This is a genomic window from Pseudomonas protegens CHA0, assembly GCF_000397205.1.
GTDB lineage: Bacteria > Pseudomonadota > Gammaproteobacteria > Pseudomonadales > Pseudomonadaceae > Aquipseudomonas > Aquipseudomonas protegens.
This window is the reverse complement of record NC_021237.1, coordinates 3,436,975-3,451,350: the sequence shown is the minus strand read 5'-3', so window position 1 is coordinate 3,451,350 and position 14,376 is coordinate 3,436,975. Positions and strand designations below refer to the sequence as shown.

At 65.6% G+C, this 14,376-nt stretch carries 15 protein-coding genes; 12 read left to right on the top strand and 3 right to left on the bottom strand.

Annotation, left to right across the window (positions count from 1 at the left end; translation table 11 throughout):
- The first annotated feature begins 14 nt into the window (after nt 1–14).
- The 4 genes from PFLCHA0_RS15465 to PFLCHA0_RS15450 are packed head-to-tail and all read left to right on the top strand — an operon-like array spanning nt 15 to nt 3,913.
- Nucleotides 15–776 carry an SDR family NAD(P)-dependent oxidoreductase gene (locus PFLCHA0_RS15465; RefSeq protein ID WP_041752261.1) on the top strand — a complete coding sequence of 254 codons (762 nt, stop codon included), beginning with the start codon at nt 15–17 and terminating at the stop codon, nt 774–776.
- A gap of 12 nt (nt 777–788) precedes the next feature.
- Nucleotides 789–1,979 (top strand): acetyl-CoA C-acyltransferase, encoded by a 1,191-nt coding sequence (locus PFLCHA0_RS15460; protein ID WP_011061353.1) that lies wholly within the window; start codon nt 789–791, stop codon nt 1,977–1,979.
- A gap of 12 nt (nt 1,980–1,991) precedes the next feature.
- Complete coding sequence (locus tag PFLCHA0_RS15455) at nt 1,992–3,119, top strand: acyl-CoA dehydrogenase (RefSeq protein WP_015635656.1); 1,128 nt, start codon at nt 1,992–1,994, stop codon at nt 3,117–3,119.
- 20 nt (nt 3,120–3,139) lie between these two features.
- The gene (locus PFLCHA0_RS15450) at nt 3,140–3,913 is read left to right on the top strand and encodes an enoyl-CoA hydratase (protein WP_015635655.1); all 774 of its coding nucleotides are present in this window, start codon (nt 3,140–3,142) and stop codon (nt 3,911–3,913) included.
- A gap of 161 nt (nt 3,914–4,074) precedes the next feature.
- Here PFLCHA0_RS15450 and PFLCHA0_RS15445 read toward each other — a convergent pair whose 3' ends face one another.
- Together PFLCHA0_RS15445 and PFLCHA0_RS15440 are read right to left on the bottom strand one after the other, a co-directional pair.
- Nucleotides 4,075–5,226 carry an acyl-CoA dehydrogenase family protein gene (locus tag PFLCHA0_RS15445; protein WP_011061350.1) on the bottom strand — a complete coding sequence of 384 codons (1,152 nt, stop codon included), beginning with the start codon at nt 5,224–5,226 and terminating at the stop codon, nt 4,075–4,077.
- 4 nt (nt 5,227–5,230) lie between these two features.
- Nucleotides 5,231–6,337, bottom strand: a complete 1,107-nt coding sequence (locus PFLCHA0_RS15440) for an enoyl-CoA hydratase/isomerase family protein (RefSeq protein WP_015635654.1) — start codon at nt 6,335–6,337, stop codon at nt 5,231–5,233.
- Between the two features lie 460 nt (nt 6,338–6,797).
- Here PFLCHA0_RS15440 and PFLCHA0_RS15435 point away from each other — a divergent pair, with 460 nt between their 5' ends.
- The 8 genes from PFLCHA0_RS15435 (at nt 6,798) to PFLCHA0_RS15400 (ending at nt 13,549) form a co-directional block, all read left to right on the top strand.
- Entirely contained in the window at nt 6,798–7,577 is a 780-nt protein-coding gene (locus PFLCHA0_RS15435) for a transporter substrate-binding domain-containing protein (RefSeq protein ID WP_015635653.1), read from the top strand.
- 72 nt (nt 7,578–7,649) lie between these two features.
- Nucleotides 7,650–8,375 (top strand): ABC transporter permease, encoded by a 726-nt coding sequence (locus tag PFLCHA0_RS15430; RefSeq protein ID WP_011061347.1) that lies wholly within the window; start codon nt 7,650–7,652, stop codon nt 8,373–8,375.
- The gene (locus PFLCHA0_RS15425; RefSeq protein ID WP_015635652.1) at nt 8,372–9,082 is read left to right on the top strand and encodes an ABC transporter permease; all 711 of its coding nucleotides are present in this window, start codon (nt 8,372–8,374) and stop codon (nt 9,080–9,082) included. Before PFLCHA0_RS15430 ends, PFLCHA0_RS15425 begins: the two co-directional genes overlap by 4 nt.
- Nucleotides 9,083–9,146: 64 nt before the next feature.
- Entirely contained in the window at nt 9,147–9,908 is a 762-nt protein-coding gene (locus PFLCHA0_RS15420; RefSeq protein WP_015635651.1) for an ABC transporter ATP-binding protein, read from the top strand.
- Between the two features lie 12 nt (nt 9,909–9,920).
- The gene (locus PFLCHA0_RS15415) at nt 9,921–10,400 is read left to right on the top strand and encodes an Lrp/AsnC family transcriptional regulator (protein WP_011061344.1); all 480 of its coding nucleotides are present in this window, start codon (nt 9,921–9,923) and stop codon (nt 10,398–10,400) included.
- 256 nt (nt 10,401–10,656) lie between these two features.
- The gene (gene ctlX, locus PFLCHA0_RS15410; RefSeq protein WP_011061343.1) at nt 10,657–11,595 is read left to right on the top strand and encodes a citrulline utilization hydrolase CtlX; all 939 of its coding nucleotides are present in this window, start codon (nt 10,657–10,659) and stop codon (nt 11,593–11,595) included.
- Nucleotides 11,592–12,626, top strand: coding sequence for an arginine N-succinyltransferase (gene astA / locus PFLCHA0_RS15405; RefSeq protein WP_015635649.1), 1,035 nt, complete (start codon nt 11,592–11,594; stop codon nt 12,624–12,626). The genes ctlX and astA overlap by 4 nt, the downstream gene beginning before the upstream one ends.
- Nucleotides 12,627–12,685: 59 nt before the next feature.
- Nucleotides 12,686–13,549, top strand: a complete 864-nt coding sequence (locus tag PFLCHA0_RS15400) for a LysR family transcriptional regulator (RefSeq protein WP_015635648.1) — start codon at nt 12,686–12,688, stop codon at nt 13,547–13,549.
- A 91-nt stretch (nt 13,550–13,640) separates the two neighbouring features.
- Here the strand turns inward: PFLCHA0_RS15400 and PFLCHA0_RS15395 are convergent, their stop codons facing one another.
- Nucleotides 13,641–14,345, bottom strand: a complete 705-nt coding sequence (locus PFLCHA0_RS15395) for an HPP family protein (RefSeq protein ID WP_015635647.1) — start codon at nt 14,343–14,345, stop codon at nt 13,641–13,643.
- Nucleotides 14,346–14,376: the final 31 nt, after the last annotated feature.

Here is a 14,376-nt window from a genome sequence, read left to right as displayed (position 1 = left end):
ACAGGATTTGAATGATGGACATTGCAAACCAGGTGTTTCTCGTCAGTGGCGGCGCTTCCGGCCTGGGAGCCGCCAGCGCCGAAATGCTGGTCGCCGCCGGCGCCAGGGTGATGCTGGTGGACCTCAATGCCGAGGCCGTGGCGGCCAAGGCCCAGCAGCTGGGCTGCCAGAGCGTGGTGGCCGACATCAGCCAGGAAGCCGCGGCCGAAGCGGCGGTGCAGGCCACGGTCAAGGCCTTTGGCGGGCTCAACGGCCTGGTCAACTGCGCCGGCATCGTGCGTGGCGAGAAAATCCTCGGCAAGAACGGCCCCCACACCCTGGCCAGCTTCAGCCAGGTGATCAACGTCAACCTGATCGGCAGCTTCAACCTGCTGCGCCTGGCAGCAGCAGCCATTGCCGAAAGCCCGGCCAATGCCGACGGCGAGCGCGGGGTGATCATCAACACGGCGTCCATCGCCGCCTTCGACGGGCAGATCGGCCAGGCGGCCTACGCTGCCTCCAAGGGCGCCATCGCCAGCCTGACCCTGCCGGTGGCCCGGGAGCTGGCACGCTTCGGCATCCGGGTGATGACCATCGCCCCGGGTATTTTCGAAACCCCGATGATGGCCGGCATGAGCGACGAAGTGCGGGCCGGCCTGGCCGCCGGCGTGCCATTCCCGCCACGCCTGGGCAAGCCCGCCGAGTACGCCGCGCTGGTGCGGCACATCATTGAAAACAGCATGCTCAACGGCGAGGTGATCCGTCTCGACGGCGCCTTGCGCATGGCCGCCAAGTAAGGAGGATTCATCATGTCCATTGCCCAAGATCCGATTGTCATCGTCAGCGCCGTCCGTACCCCCATGGGCGGTTTCCAGGGGGACCTCAAAGGCCTCAGCGCGCCGCAACTGGGGAGCGAAGCCATTCGCGCCGCAGTCCAGCGCGCCGGCATTGCACCGCAGGCGGTCGAAGAAGTGCTGTTCGGCTGCGTGCTGTCCGCCGGCCTCGGCCAGGCCCCGGCCCGTCAGGCCGCCCTGGGCGCCGGCCTGGACAAGGGCACCCGCTGCACCACCCTGAACAAGATGTGCGGTTCCGGCATGGAGGCCACCATCCTGGCCCACGACATGCTGCTGGCCGGCAGTGCCGAGGTGGTGATCGCCGGTGGCATGGAAAGCATGTCCAACGCCCCGTACCTGCTGGACCGCGCTCGCAGCGGCTACCGCATGGGCCACGGCAAGGTGCTGGACCACATGTTCCTCGACGGCCTGGAAGACGCCTACGACAAGGGCCGCCTGATGGGCACCTTCGCCGAGGATTGCGCCGAGGCCAACGGCTTCACCCGCCAGGCCCAGGACGATTTCGCCGTGGCTTCCCTGACCCGTGCCCAGCAGGCGATCAAGGATGGCCTGTTCAAGGACGAGATCGTTCCCCTGCAGGTGATGGTCGGCAAGGAGTCGAAGCTGATCAGCGACGACGAGCAGCCGCCCAAGGCCAAGCTGGACAAGATCCCCACCTTGAAACCGGCGTTCCGCGACGGTGGCACCGTGACTGCGGCCAACTCCAGCTCGATCTCCGACGGCGCCGCGGCCCTGGTGCTGATGCGCCGCTCCGAAGCTGACAAGCGCGGCCTCAAGCCCCTGGCAGTGATCCACGGCCACGCGGCCTTCGCCGATACCCCCGGGCTGTTCCCGGTGGCCCCGGTGGGTGCCATCGAGCGGCTGATGAAGAAGACCGGCTGGTCGTTGAACGAGGTCGACCTGTTCGAGATCAACGAAGCCTTCGCCGTGGTCAGCCTGGTCACCATGAGCAAGCTGGAAATCCCCCACGCCAAGGTCAACGTGCACGGCGGCGCTTGCGCCCTGGGCCACCCGATCGGCGCTTCCGGTGCGCGGATCCTGGTGACCCTGCTGTCGGCCCTGCGCCAGAAAGGCCTCAAGCGTGGCGTGGCCGCGATCTGCATCGGCGGTGGTGAAGCCACGGCCATGGCCGTTGAATGCCTGTAACGAGGAATCCCGATGTTGCCCAATGACGAACAACTGCAGATCAGCGACGCGGCCCGGCAATTCGCCCAGGAGCGCCTCAAGCCTTTCGCCGCCGACTGGGACCGCGAGCACCGCTTTCCCAAGGAAGCCATTGCCGAGATGGCCGAGCTGGGTTTCTTCGGCATGCTGGTGCCCGAGCAGTGGGGCGGGTGCGACACCGGCTACCTGGCCTATGTCATGGCCCTGGAGGAAGTCGCCGCCGGTGATGGCGCCTGTTCCACCATCATGAGCGTGCACAACTCGGTGGGCTGCGTGCCGATCCTCAAATTCGGCAACGATGACCAGAAGGAACGCTTCCTCAAGCCCCTGGCCAGTGGCGCCATGCTCGGCGCCTTCGCCCTGACCGAACCCCAGGCCGGCTCCGATGCCAGCAGCCTGAAAACCCGGGCCCGCCGCGACGGCGACCACTATGTGCTCAACGGCTGCAAACAGTTCATCACCTCCGGGCAGAACGCCGGGGTGGTGATCGTGTTCGCGGTCACCGACCCGGCGGCCGGCAAGCGCGGCATCAGTGCCTTTATCGTGCCCACCGACTCGCCGGGCTATAAGGTCGCGCGCGTCGAGGACAAGCTCGGCCAGCACGCCTCCGACACCTGCCAGATCCTCTTCGAGGATGTGAAGGTGCCGCTGGCCAACCGCCTGGGCGAGGAGGGCGAGGGCTACAAGATCGCCCTGGCCAACCTTGAAGGCGGGCGCGTGGGCATTGCCTCGCAATCGGTGGGCATGGCCCGGGCCGCATTCGAAGCGGCACGGGATTACGCCCGTGAGCGCGAAACCTTCGGCAAGCCGATCATCGAGCACCAGGCCGTGGCCTTCCGCCTGGCGGACATGGCCACCCAGATCGCCGTGGCGCGGCAGATGGTGCACTACGCCGCGGCCCTGCGCGACAGCGGCAAGCCGGCGCTGGTGGAGGCCTCGATGGCCAAGCTGTTCGCCTCGGAAATGGCCGAGAAGGTCTGTTCCGCGGCCTTGCAAACCCTGGGCGGCTATGGCTATTTGAGCGACTTCCCGGTGGAGCGGATCTACCGCGATGTGCGCATCTGCCAGATCTACGAAGGCACCAGCGACATTCAGCGCATGGTCATTTCGCGCAATCTCTGACTTTTAGCAGGAGCTGATTCATGAGCTACGAAACCATTCTGTTGGACATCAAGGGCCGGGTTGGCCTGATCACTCTCAACCGCCCCCAGGCGCTGAACGCCCTCAATGCACAGATCGTCGGCGAGGTGAACCAGGCCCTGGATCGCCTGGAAGCCGACCCGCAGATCGGCTGCATCGTCATCACCGGTTCCAAGAAAGCCTTCGCCGCCGGTGCCGACATCAAGGAAATGGCCGAGCTGAGCTACCCGCAGATCTACCTCGACGACCTATTCAGCGACAGTGACCGCGTGGCCAACCGGCGCAAGCCGATCATCGCCGCGGTCAACGGCTTCGCCCTGGGCGGCGGTTGCGAACTGGCGCTGATGTGCGACTTCATCCTGGCTGGCGACAACGCCAAGTTCGGCCAACCGGAAATCAACCTCGGCGTGCTGCCGGGCATGGGCGGCACCCAGCGCCTGACCCGCGCGGTCGGCAAGGCCAAGGCCATGGAAATGTGCCTGACCGGGCGTTTTATCGACGCCGTGGAAGCTGAGCGTTGCGGCATCGTCGCACGCATCGTGCCGGCCGATGATCTGGTGGAAGAAGCCCTGAAAGTGGCAGCGGTGATTGCCGGCAAATCGATCCCGGTGAGCATGATGATCAAGGAAAGCGTGAACCGCGCCTTTGAAGTCAGCCTGTCCGAGGGCGTGCGCTTCGAGCGCCGGGTATTCCACGCCGCCTTCGCCACCCAGGACCAGAAAGAAGGCATGGCCGCCTTCATCGCCAAGCGTGACCCGCAGTTCAAGGACCAGTAACCGCAGCGTCCTAGCCACGTAGGAGCTGGCTTGCCAGCGAAGGCGTCCCCGAGGGCAGCGCATGACTCAGGGGCCTGCTCGCCGGCAAGCCGGCTCCCACGAGGGAACAGCCAAAAAAAATCGCAGCCCCGGCTGCGATTTTTTGTTTTCGGCGTCAATGCCTACAGCTGGTAATGCTTCAACTCGCGAGCGATCAGCAGGCGCTGGATCTCGCTGGAGCCTTCGTAGATCTGGGTAATCCGTGCGTCACGGTAGTAGCGCTCCACCGGATAGTCCTCCAGATACCCATAACCACCATGGATCTGCATGGCCGAGGAGCAGACCTTCTCGGCCATTTCCGAGGCGAACAGCTTGGCCTGGGAAGCCTCCGACAGGCACGGCTGGCCCGCGCTGCGCAGGCGCGCGGCGTGGAGGATCAGCAGGCGGGCGGCATTCAGGCGGGTGTGCATGTCGGCCAGCAGGTTGGCGATGCTCTGGTGTTCGATGATCGGCTTGTCGAACTGCACCCGCTCCCGGGCGTAGGCCAGGGCGGCTTCAAAGGCGGCGCGGGCGATGCCCAGGGCCTGGGCGGCGATGCCGATGCGCCCGCCTTCGAGGTTGGACAGGGCGATGGCCAGGCCCTTGCCCCGTTCACCCAGCAGGTTGGCCTCGGGGATGGTGCATTGGTTGAGGGTCACGGCGCAGGTGTCGGAGGCGCGGATGCCCATCTTGTGTTCGGTGCGGTCGACGATGAAGCCCGGGGTGTCGGTGGGCACCAGGAACGCCGACAGGCCTTTCTTGCCCAGTTCCGGGTCGGTCACTGCAAAAACGATGGCTAGCTGGGCGCGCTTGCCGTTGCTGACGAACTGCTTGGCGCCGTTGATTACCCACTGGCCGTCCCGCAGTTCGGCGCGGGTGCGCAGGTTGTGGGCTTCGGAGCCGGCCTGGGGTTCGGTCAGGCAGAAGCAGCCGATGGCTTCGCCAGCGGCCAGGCGCGGCAGCCATTGCTGCTTTTGTTCCTGGCTGCCGTAGTTGAGGATCGGCCCGCAGCCCACCGAGTTGTGGATGCTCATCAGGGCACCGGTGGCGCCGTCGCCGGCGGCGATTTCTTCCACTGCCAGGGCATAGGCCACGTAGTCCAGGTAGCTGCCGCCCCATTCCTCGGGAACCACCATGCCCAGCAGGCCCAGTTCGCCCATCTTGCGCACCAGGCCATCGTCGATCCAGCCGGCCTTTTCCCAGGCCTGGGCATGGGGGGCGATCTCGCCTCGGGCGAAGTCCCGGGCCATGTCGCGGATCATCACTTGCTCTTCGGTCAGTTCAATGTCGTGCATGAGTTCAGCTCCCGCTGCCGTCAAAACCGCTGAAGAAGCTCGCCACCCGATCGGCGTCGAGGGCCGCCAGGGTGGGCGGATTCCAGTGCGGAGTCTTGTCTTTGTCGATGATCAGGGCGCGTACGCCTTCCATCAGGTCGCCACGCTCGAACCACTGCCGGTCCAGGTGCAGTTCCAGGGCGAAGCATTGTTCCAGGCTCAACTGGCGGCCGTGGCGCAGCATTTCCAGGGTCACGGCCATGGCCAGGGGAGAGCGGGTTTCCAGCAGGTCGGCGGTGCTGCGCGCCCATTCATGGCTGTCGGCAATGGTGACGGTACGCAGTTGCTCGACGATGCTGGGTACGTCCGCCTGGGCGAAGAAGTGGTCGATGACCGGGCGCAAGGCTTGCAGGGGCGCATCGGGCAGGGCCTGCACCGCGAGCCTGGCCAGCAGGCCTTGCAGGTCCTTGAGGGGCGAGTCGCTCCAGTGCAGGCGGTCCAGGCGCTGGTTCAGCAGGTCCAGCTTGCTGCTGTCCAGGTGCCAGTCGGCCAGGCCGCAGTACAGGGCATCGGCGGCGCGGATCTGCACGCCGCTGACTCCGAGATAGATCCCCAGCTCACCGGGTATGCGCGACAGGAAGTAACTGCCGCCAACATCCGGGAAGTAACCGATGGCCACCTCCGGCATCGCCAGGCGGCTGCGCTCGGTGACTACCCGCAGGTCGGCGCCTTGCACCAGGCCCATGCCGCCACCCAGGACAAAACCGTCCATCAGCGCCAGCACCGGCTTGCGGTAGTGGTGGATGGTCAGGTCAAGGGCATATTCCTCGACGAAGAAGTCTTGGTGCAGGCTGTCGCCGCTGTGGTAGCTGTCGTACAGCGAGCGGATATCGCCGCCGGCGCAGAAAGCCTTGTCCCCCGCGCCACGCAGGACGACGGCGTGGATCAACGGATCCTGGGCCCAGTGGTCCAGGTGCTGCTGCAAGGTGCGGACCATCGACAGGGTGATGGCGTTGAGGCCGGCGGGGCGGTTTAGGGTCAGGTAGCCGATGTGGTTGCGCACCTCGACCAACACTTCGTCCGGGGTGGCGTCGCAGGCCCGGCTCGCCTGGGATGAAACCTGAGCAGTCATCACTAACTCCCTGCTTTTATTGTTTTTTATATGAGGCTCGCGCGCGAGCATCGGCGGATCGTAGCAGTGCAAATTTGCCAATTACAACCCGGAAAGCTGCAGGTCGACTGTGCATTTTTGCATGACAAGAAAACACGCCCTGGCCTTGCGCAACCGCTCTGGACCAAGGTGTAGAGCCTTGACGACAGAATCGGCTGTGAAATAGCCGTGATCAGCCGATCCCGGCTGTTTCAGGCGCCCCTTACGACACCTGGGCCACTTCGGCAGTTGGCATTCTGGCGCTCCGTTGCAGCGTAGACCGCGGCAACCAGGAACGGGTTCGGCTCTGCGCGCCAAACCTGGCCAATAACAACAAGAACCCGACTGCGGCGACCCCGCATCCACTCTCTGCCCCTGTCACAAGTGGGGCCTGGCATTGCTGCCGGGCCGCTATAAATCCAAATAATCCGGGACTCTGAAGATGACTAAACACTGGCTGGCTGTGCCGTTACTGGCAATTGCGTGCGTTTCCATGGGCGCCAGCGCCAAGGAATGGAAAGAACTGCGCTTTGGCGTCAACCCGAGCTATCCGCCCTTTGAATCCACCACGGCAGGCGGCGGCGTGCAGGGCTTCGGTGTCGACCTGGGCAACGCCATCTGCGCCGAGCTCAAGCTCAAGTGCGTGTGGGTCAGCAACGACTTCGACGGCCTGATCCCGGCACTCAAGGCCGGCAAGTTCGACGCCATCGAGTCCTCCATGACCGTTACCGATGCGCGGCGCAAGCAGATCGACTTCAGCGACCGGCTGTACGCCGGCCCCACGGCCATCGTCACGCGCAAGGGCTCGGGCCTCGAACCCACCGGTGAATCGCTGAAGGGCAAGACCCTGGGCTACATGCAGGGCACCGTCCAGGAAACCTACGCCAGGGCCAAGCTGGGCCCGGCGGGGGTCAAGCTGCGGGCCTACCAGAACCAGGACCAGGTCTATGCCGACCTGATCTACGGCCGGCTGGACGCCTCGATCCAGGACAAGCTGCAAGCGCAGATGAGCTTCCTCGCATCACCCCAGGGCGCCGACTTCGAGAACAGCGTCGGCATCAGCGACCCTCTGGTGCCGTCGGAGATCGCCATTGGCCTGCGCAAGGACCAGGACGAGCTCAAGGCCATGCTCAATGGCGCCATCCAGGCGCTGCATGAGAAGGGCATCTACGCCCAGATCCAGCGCAAGTACTTCGGCGACCTCGACCTCTACAACAACTGATCGCCCACGGCGGGCCCCGGGACTGTTACCCAGTATCCCGGGCCCGGCCGTGGCCCGAGCAAGGTGATTGGCGTGAATACCTTTCTGACTCTGTTAGGCCTGGACCTCGAGGTCCTGCAAGGCTATGGGCCGCTGTTGCTGCACGGCGCCTGGATGACCCTGAAACTCTCCGCCCTGGCGCTGCTGGTGAGCATGCTCCTGGGGTTGCTGGGGGCGGCGGCCAAGCTTTCGCCGCTGCGCCTGCTGCAGATCCCGGCGACCTGCTACACCACCTTGATCCGCGGCGTACCGGACCTGGTGCTGATGCTGCTGATCTTCTACAGCCTGCAGGGCTGGCTCACGGCCCTGACCGAACTGCTGGACTGGCCCTATATGGAGATCGACCCCTTCGTGGCCGGGATCGTGACCCTGGGCTTCATCTACGGCGCCTATTTCACCGAGACCTTTCGCGGGGCAATCCTCAGCGTGCCCCGGGGCCAGCAGGAAGCCGCGGCGGCCTTCGGCCTGAGCCGCATGCAGCGCTTTCGCCACGTGGTGTTCCCGCAGATGATGCGCTTCGCCTTGCCGAGCCTGGGCAATAACTGGCTGGTGCTGCTCAAGGCTACGGCGCTGGTGTCGATCATCGGCCTCACCGACCTGGTCAAGGTGGCCCAGGAAGCCGGCAAGAGCACCTTCAACATGCTGGATTTCCTGCTCCTGGCGGCGGCCCTGTACCTGCTGATCACCAGCGCTTCGAACCAGCTGCTGCGGCGCCTGGAACGGCACTACAACCAGGGCGTGCGAGGGCTGTCGCGATGATCGAACTGATCCAGGAATACTGGCGGCCGTTTCTGTTCACTGACGGCGAGAGCCTTACCGGGCTGGCCATGACCCTGTGGCTGCTGGTGGCCAGCCTGGCCATGGGTTTTGTCCTGTCGCTGCCCCTGGCCATTGCGCGCACCTCGCACTGGGCGCTGCTGCGCTGGCCGGTGCAGCTGTTCACCTATGTGTTTCGCGGCACGCCTTTGTACATCCAGCTGCTGATCTGCTACAGCGGCCTGTACGGCATTGCCGCGATACGCCAGCAGCCGTTGCTCGAAGCCTTCTTCCGCGATGCCATGAACTGCACCTTGCTGGCCTTCACCCTGAACACCTGCGCCTACACCGTGGAGATCTTCGCCGGGGCCATCCGCAGCATTCCCTATGGCGAGATCGAGGCAGCCCACGCCTATGGCCTGAGCGGCTGGCGCCTGTACTGGCGGCTGATCCTGCCTTCGGCCCTGCGCCGGGCGCTGCCGTACTACAGCAACGAGGTGATCCTCATGCTGCACGCCACCTCGGTGGCCTTCACCGCCACCATCCCGGACATCCTCAAGGTGGCCCGGGACGCCAATGCCGCCACCTTCATGACCTTCCAGGCCTTCGGCATCGCCGGCCTGTTGTACCTGGGGCTGTCCTTCGGCCTGGTGGCGGCCTTCCGCCTGGCGGAGCGGCGCTGGCTGAGCTTCCTCGGCCCGGCTCACTGACGTTCCTTTCCTCTTTTTCCTATCCAGAACCTTGCTGCCAGCGGCGGGGTTCCAGGAGTCTGCGATGTACAAATTGACCGTTGAAAATCTCTACAAGCGTTTTGGTGACAACGAGGTGCTCAAGGGCGTCTCGTTGAAGGCCCGGGCCGGAGACGTGGTGAGCATGATCGGCGCCAGTGGCTCGGGCAAGAGCACCATGCTGCGCTGCATCAACTTCCTGGAGCGGGCCGATGCCGGGGCCATTGCCCTGGACGGCGAGGCGATTGTCACCCGCGATGCCCCAGGCGGCATGCAGGTGGCCAGCCCGGCCCAGTTGCAGCGCCTGCGCACGCGCCTGGCCATGGTGTTCCAGCACTTCAACCTGTGGAGCCACCTCAGCGTGCTGGAGAACATCATGCTGGCGCCGTGCCGGGTGCTGGGCATTGGCCGCAAGGAGGCCGAAGCCAGTGCCCGCGCCTACCTGGACAAGGTGGGCTTGGCGCAACGGGTGGCCGAGCAGTACCCGGCGTTCCTGTCCGGTGGCCAGCAACAGCGGGTGGCGATCGCCCGGGCCCTGGCGGTGGAGCCGCAGATCCTGCTGTTCGACGAGCCGACCTCGGCGCTGGACCCGGAACTGGTGGGGGAGGTGCTGAAGGTGATCCAGGCCCTGGCCGAAGAGGGGCGGACCATGCTCATGGTCACCCATGAAATGAGCTTTGCCCGACAAGTGTCGAGCCAGGTGTTGTTCTTGCATCAAGGGCGGGTCGAGGAGCAGGGTAGCCCGGCGATTCTCGACCAGCCGCAGAGTGAACGTTTGCAGCAGTTTCTATCCGGCCGTTTGAAGTGAGGGAAGACATCCATGGCGGACATCCGCGACCTGTCGATCGTGCTTGATCGAATCGACCAGGCGATCATCGAGGTTCTGCGCCACGAAGGGCGCATCACCTACCAGAAACTCTCCGAGCGCGTGCACCTGACCCCCCGGCCGTGCCTGGAACGGGTGCGCAAGCTGGAGCAGCTCGGGGTCATCCGTGGCTACGGGGCCATCCTCGACGAAAAGAAACTCACCCCGGGGCTGTCGCTGCTGGTGCTGGTGGCCTTGTCCAACCAGAGCGGGCGGGCGGCGCAGAAAGCCTTCGAGGCCAAGGTCCGGGCCTGCCCCCAGGTGCTGGAATGCCGGCTGATCAGCGGCGCCTTCGACTACAGCCTGCGCATGCGCTGCCGGGACATGGAGCACTACCGGGTGCTGACCGAAGTCTGGTTCGACGACCCGGATCTGCACATCGACAAACTGGTCAGCCACCCTGAGCTGGCGATGGTCAAGACCGGCATGGAATAACCCCCGTACGCCCCCCGCCGCAGGAGCCGGCTTGCCGGCGAACAGGCCCGCAAGCCTTGCACCGCTCGCAAGATCGCCTTCGCTGGCAAGCCTGCTCCTGCAGGTCGCATATCGATGTTTTCAGGAGGTGCGAAATCGGCTGGGGCAACCCGTGCTTTCAGCCATTTCCTGCCGTGCAGGCCCGCCGTTCAGCCGGGTTTTGTCCCGACAAAAAAACACAATGGGCCCCTCTGAAACCTCATTGATTGCGTGCCCCATGCAGACTACCCATAGCGTTTTGATGATTCGCCCCACGCGTTTTTCGTTTAACCAGGACACTGCCGGCAACAACCATTTTCAGCGCCCGCCCGGTGCCGCCGAAGACGTGCAGGCCAAGGCTCTGCAGGAGTTCGACGGCTACGTCGCGACGCTGCGCGAGCATGGGGTCCGGGTGCTGGTCCATGAAGACGGCGCCGCACCCCATACCCCGGATTCGATCTTTCCCAACAACTGCTGGAGCAGCCACCCCGACGGCACCCTGGTGCTGTACCCGATGCAGGGCCGCAACCGCCGCCTGGAGCGCTACAAGGGGGTACTGGCGCACCTGCACGAGCAGTACCAGGTGAACCGCACCCTGGATCTCACCTCCCTGGAGCAGGAGGAACTGTTCCTCGAAGGCACCGGCAGCATGGTCCTGGATCGCCAGCAGCGCATCTGCTACGCCGGCTACTCGACCCGCACCCACGCCCGGGCCCTGGACCAGCTGGTGGCGCACCTGGGTTACGAGCTGTGTGCCTTTCATGCCCGGGACCGCCAGGGTGAGCCGATCTATCACACCAACGTGATGATGAGCGTCGGCAGCCAGCTGGCGGTGGCCTGCCTGCTGGCCCTGGACGATGCACAGGAGCGGGCGGCCCTGCGCCAGCGCCTGGAAAGCAGCGGCAAACAGCTGCTGCCCTTGACCTGGGCCCAGCTGGAATCCTTCGCCGGCAATATGCTGGAAGTCCACAACAGTGCCGGCGAGCCGCTGCTGGTGATGTCCCGCAGTGCCTGGCGCTCCCTGGATGCCGAGCAGCGCCGGCTGATCGAGCGCCATGTGCAGCCGGTGCCGGTGAACATCGACACCATTGAACGCATCGGCGGCGGCAGCGCCCGCTGCATGCTGGCGGAAATCTACCTGCCCGAACGTCAACCTCAGCTGGAGCTCTCGCGATGATCGTCCGTCCCGCCACCCTGGCCGATTTGCCGGCGCTGCTGGCCCTGGCCCACAGTGCCGGTGCCGGCCTGACCACCTTGCCCGCCGACGCCGGGCGCCTGCGGTCACGCCTGCAATGGGCCGAGCAAACCTTCGCCGGCCAGGCCTCGCGGGCCGATGCCGACTACCTGTTCGTGCTGCAAAGCGCGCAGGGCGAGGTGGTCGGCATCTGTGCCCTGGCCGGCGCCGTGGGCCTGCGCGAGCCCTGGTACAACTACCGGGTCGGGCTGTTTGTCGCGGCCTCGAAAAACCTGGGGATCAACCAGCAACTGCCGACCCTGTTCCTGGGCAACGACATGACCGGCCATTCGGAACTGTGCTCGCTGTTCCTGCATGCCGACCACCGCCAGGGGCTCAACGGGCGCCTGCTGTCCAAGGCGCGCTTCCTGTTCCTGGCCGAGTTCCGCGAGCTTTTCGGCGACAAGGTGATCGCCGAGATGCGTGGCTATTCCGACGAGCAGGGTGTGTCGCCGTTCTGGGAAGGCCTGGGCCGGCACTTTTTCAAGATGGATTTCGCCGACGCCGACTACCTCACCGGCCTTGGCAACAAGACCTTCATCGCCGAGCTGATGCCCAAGTTTCCCTTGCCCACCTGCCTGCTGCCGGAGCCGGCACGGGCAGTGATCGGCCGGGTGCACCCCAATACCGAACCGGCCCTGGGCATGCTCAAGGCCGAAGGTTTTGCCTTCAAGGACTACATCGACATCTTCGACGGCGGGCCCCTGATCGAATGCGCCACCGGCGACATCCGCGCAGTGCGCGACAGCCAGGTGCTGCAACTGAGCATCGGCACCCCGGGGGAGCAGGCCCAGCCCTACCTGGTCCACAACCGTCAGTTCGCCGACTGCCGGATCAGCGTGGCGGCGGCGCGGGTCGCCGCCGGCACCCTGATTGTCAGCCGTGACAGCGCCCGGGCCCTGGGGTTGCCGGCCGGGGCCTCGGTGCGGGCGGTGAGCCTGGCGGTGCCGGCGCGGCAAATGTCCGCAGCCTAGAAGCGTCGTGGCGCGAGCGCCGCTACAATGGCGCTCGAATTTTCTGCCGGCGAGGCACCATGGACATCGATCTGGCCCGCACCTTCCTGGAAATCGTCCGCAGCGGCAGCCTGATCGCTGCTGCCGAGCGCCTGCACCTGACCCAGACCGCCATCAGCGCCAGGGTGCAGAACCTGGAAGGCCAGCTCAACTGCAAGCTGCTGGTGCGCAACCGCGCCGGCGCCCGGCCCACCGCCGACGGCGAGGCCTTCATCAGCTACGCCAACCAACTGGTGCAGACCTGGGAAGCAGCCCAGCGCGACCTGCCGCTGCTGGCCGGCTACCGCAATGTGCTGCACATCGGCGGCGAGCTGAGCCTGTGCAACCCGCTGATGCTCAACTGGGTGCGGCGCCTGCGCCAGGCGTTGCCCAACCACGCCGTGCGCACTCAGATCGGCGAAGGCGCCAGCTTGCAGCGGCAACTGGAGCTGGGCGTGCTGGACGCCGCGCTGGTGTTCCAGCCGCTGTACTCGCCGGGCTTGCAGGTGGAGCAGTTACTGGAGGAAAAACTGATCCAGGTGCGCTTGGCCGGGCGCCCCGAGCCCTATGTGTACATCGATTGGGGCGAGGACTTTCGCCGCCAGCACGACGCCGCGCTACCTGCGCAGGCCAAGGCGGCAGTGGGCTTCAACCTCGGGCCGCTGGCCCTGCAGTTCATCCTCGATGCCGGTGGCAGCGGCTATTTCCGCACACGGGTGGTGCAGAGCTACCTGGACAGCGGTGTGCTGGAGCGGGTGGAAAAAGCCCCGGAGTTCAACTTCCCCACCTACCTGCTGTACGCCCGCGAGCGCGATACCCCAGAGCTGCAACAGGCGTTCGCGGTACTGCGGGAAGTGATAGAAAGCGACACCGACTGGTCCCAGCGCTGGTCGCCGATGGTCTGAAACCCGGCAACCTGGCAGGCGAGGAGGCCCTTGAGTGATGGGTTGTCCTTGAGGGCGCCTTGGCGGGCAAGCCGGCTCCTGGCGCTGGCTGTCAGCGGCGTGAGGCGAGCACCTGGCCGATGCTGCGGCGCCGGGCGTGGGCCTCGCTGGCATGAATCAGCTGTTCGAGGTCTTCGGGGGTGACGTCGAAGAACTCCTCCATCTCCGCCAGGGCCAGTTTCAGGTCCTGGGCCGTGATCGCCAGGCTGTCGCTGGCAGCGGTTGCTGGCAGGAGCGCCGGAGCTTCGCTGGGGCCCTTGGGGTAACGGGTGCGCGTCAGGTTGTTGTAGGCCAGGGCGCTGAGCAACAGGCTGGCGGCGGCCAGCATCACCGGCCCCAGCTCGTACCAGTCCAGGGCCACGCTGGCCGGGTCCGCCAGTACCAGGGTCAGGGCCAGGGCGCCGGCCGGCGGGTGCAGGCAGCGCAACCAGCACATCAGCACCAGGGCCATGCCCGCCGCCAGGCAGGCACTGCCCAAGGTACGGCCCAGTACATGGGCCACCGCCAAGGCCATGACGGCGGCACAGAGGTAGCCGCCAAGAATCGACCAGGGCTGGGCCAGGGCGCCTGAAGACACCGCGAACAGCAGCACCGCCGACGCGCCCAGAGGGCCGATCAGGTGCAGGGCCACCGGCATGCCGAAGACCTGGGCACAGAGCCAGACACTGAACAGGGTGCCCAGGGCCATGCCGATGGCGGCGCGGCTCCATTCCAGTGGGCGGGTATTGATGGCGGCGGGTTTCCAGCGGGCGAACATCGGTAAACGCTTTCCAATCCAGAACGACAGG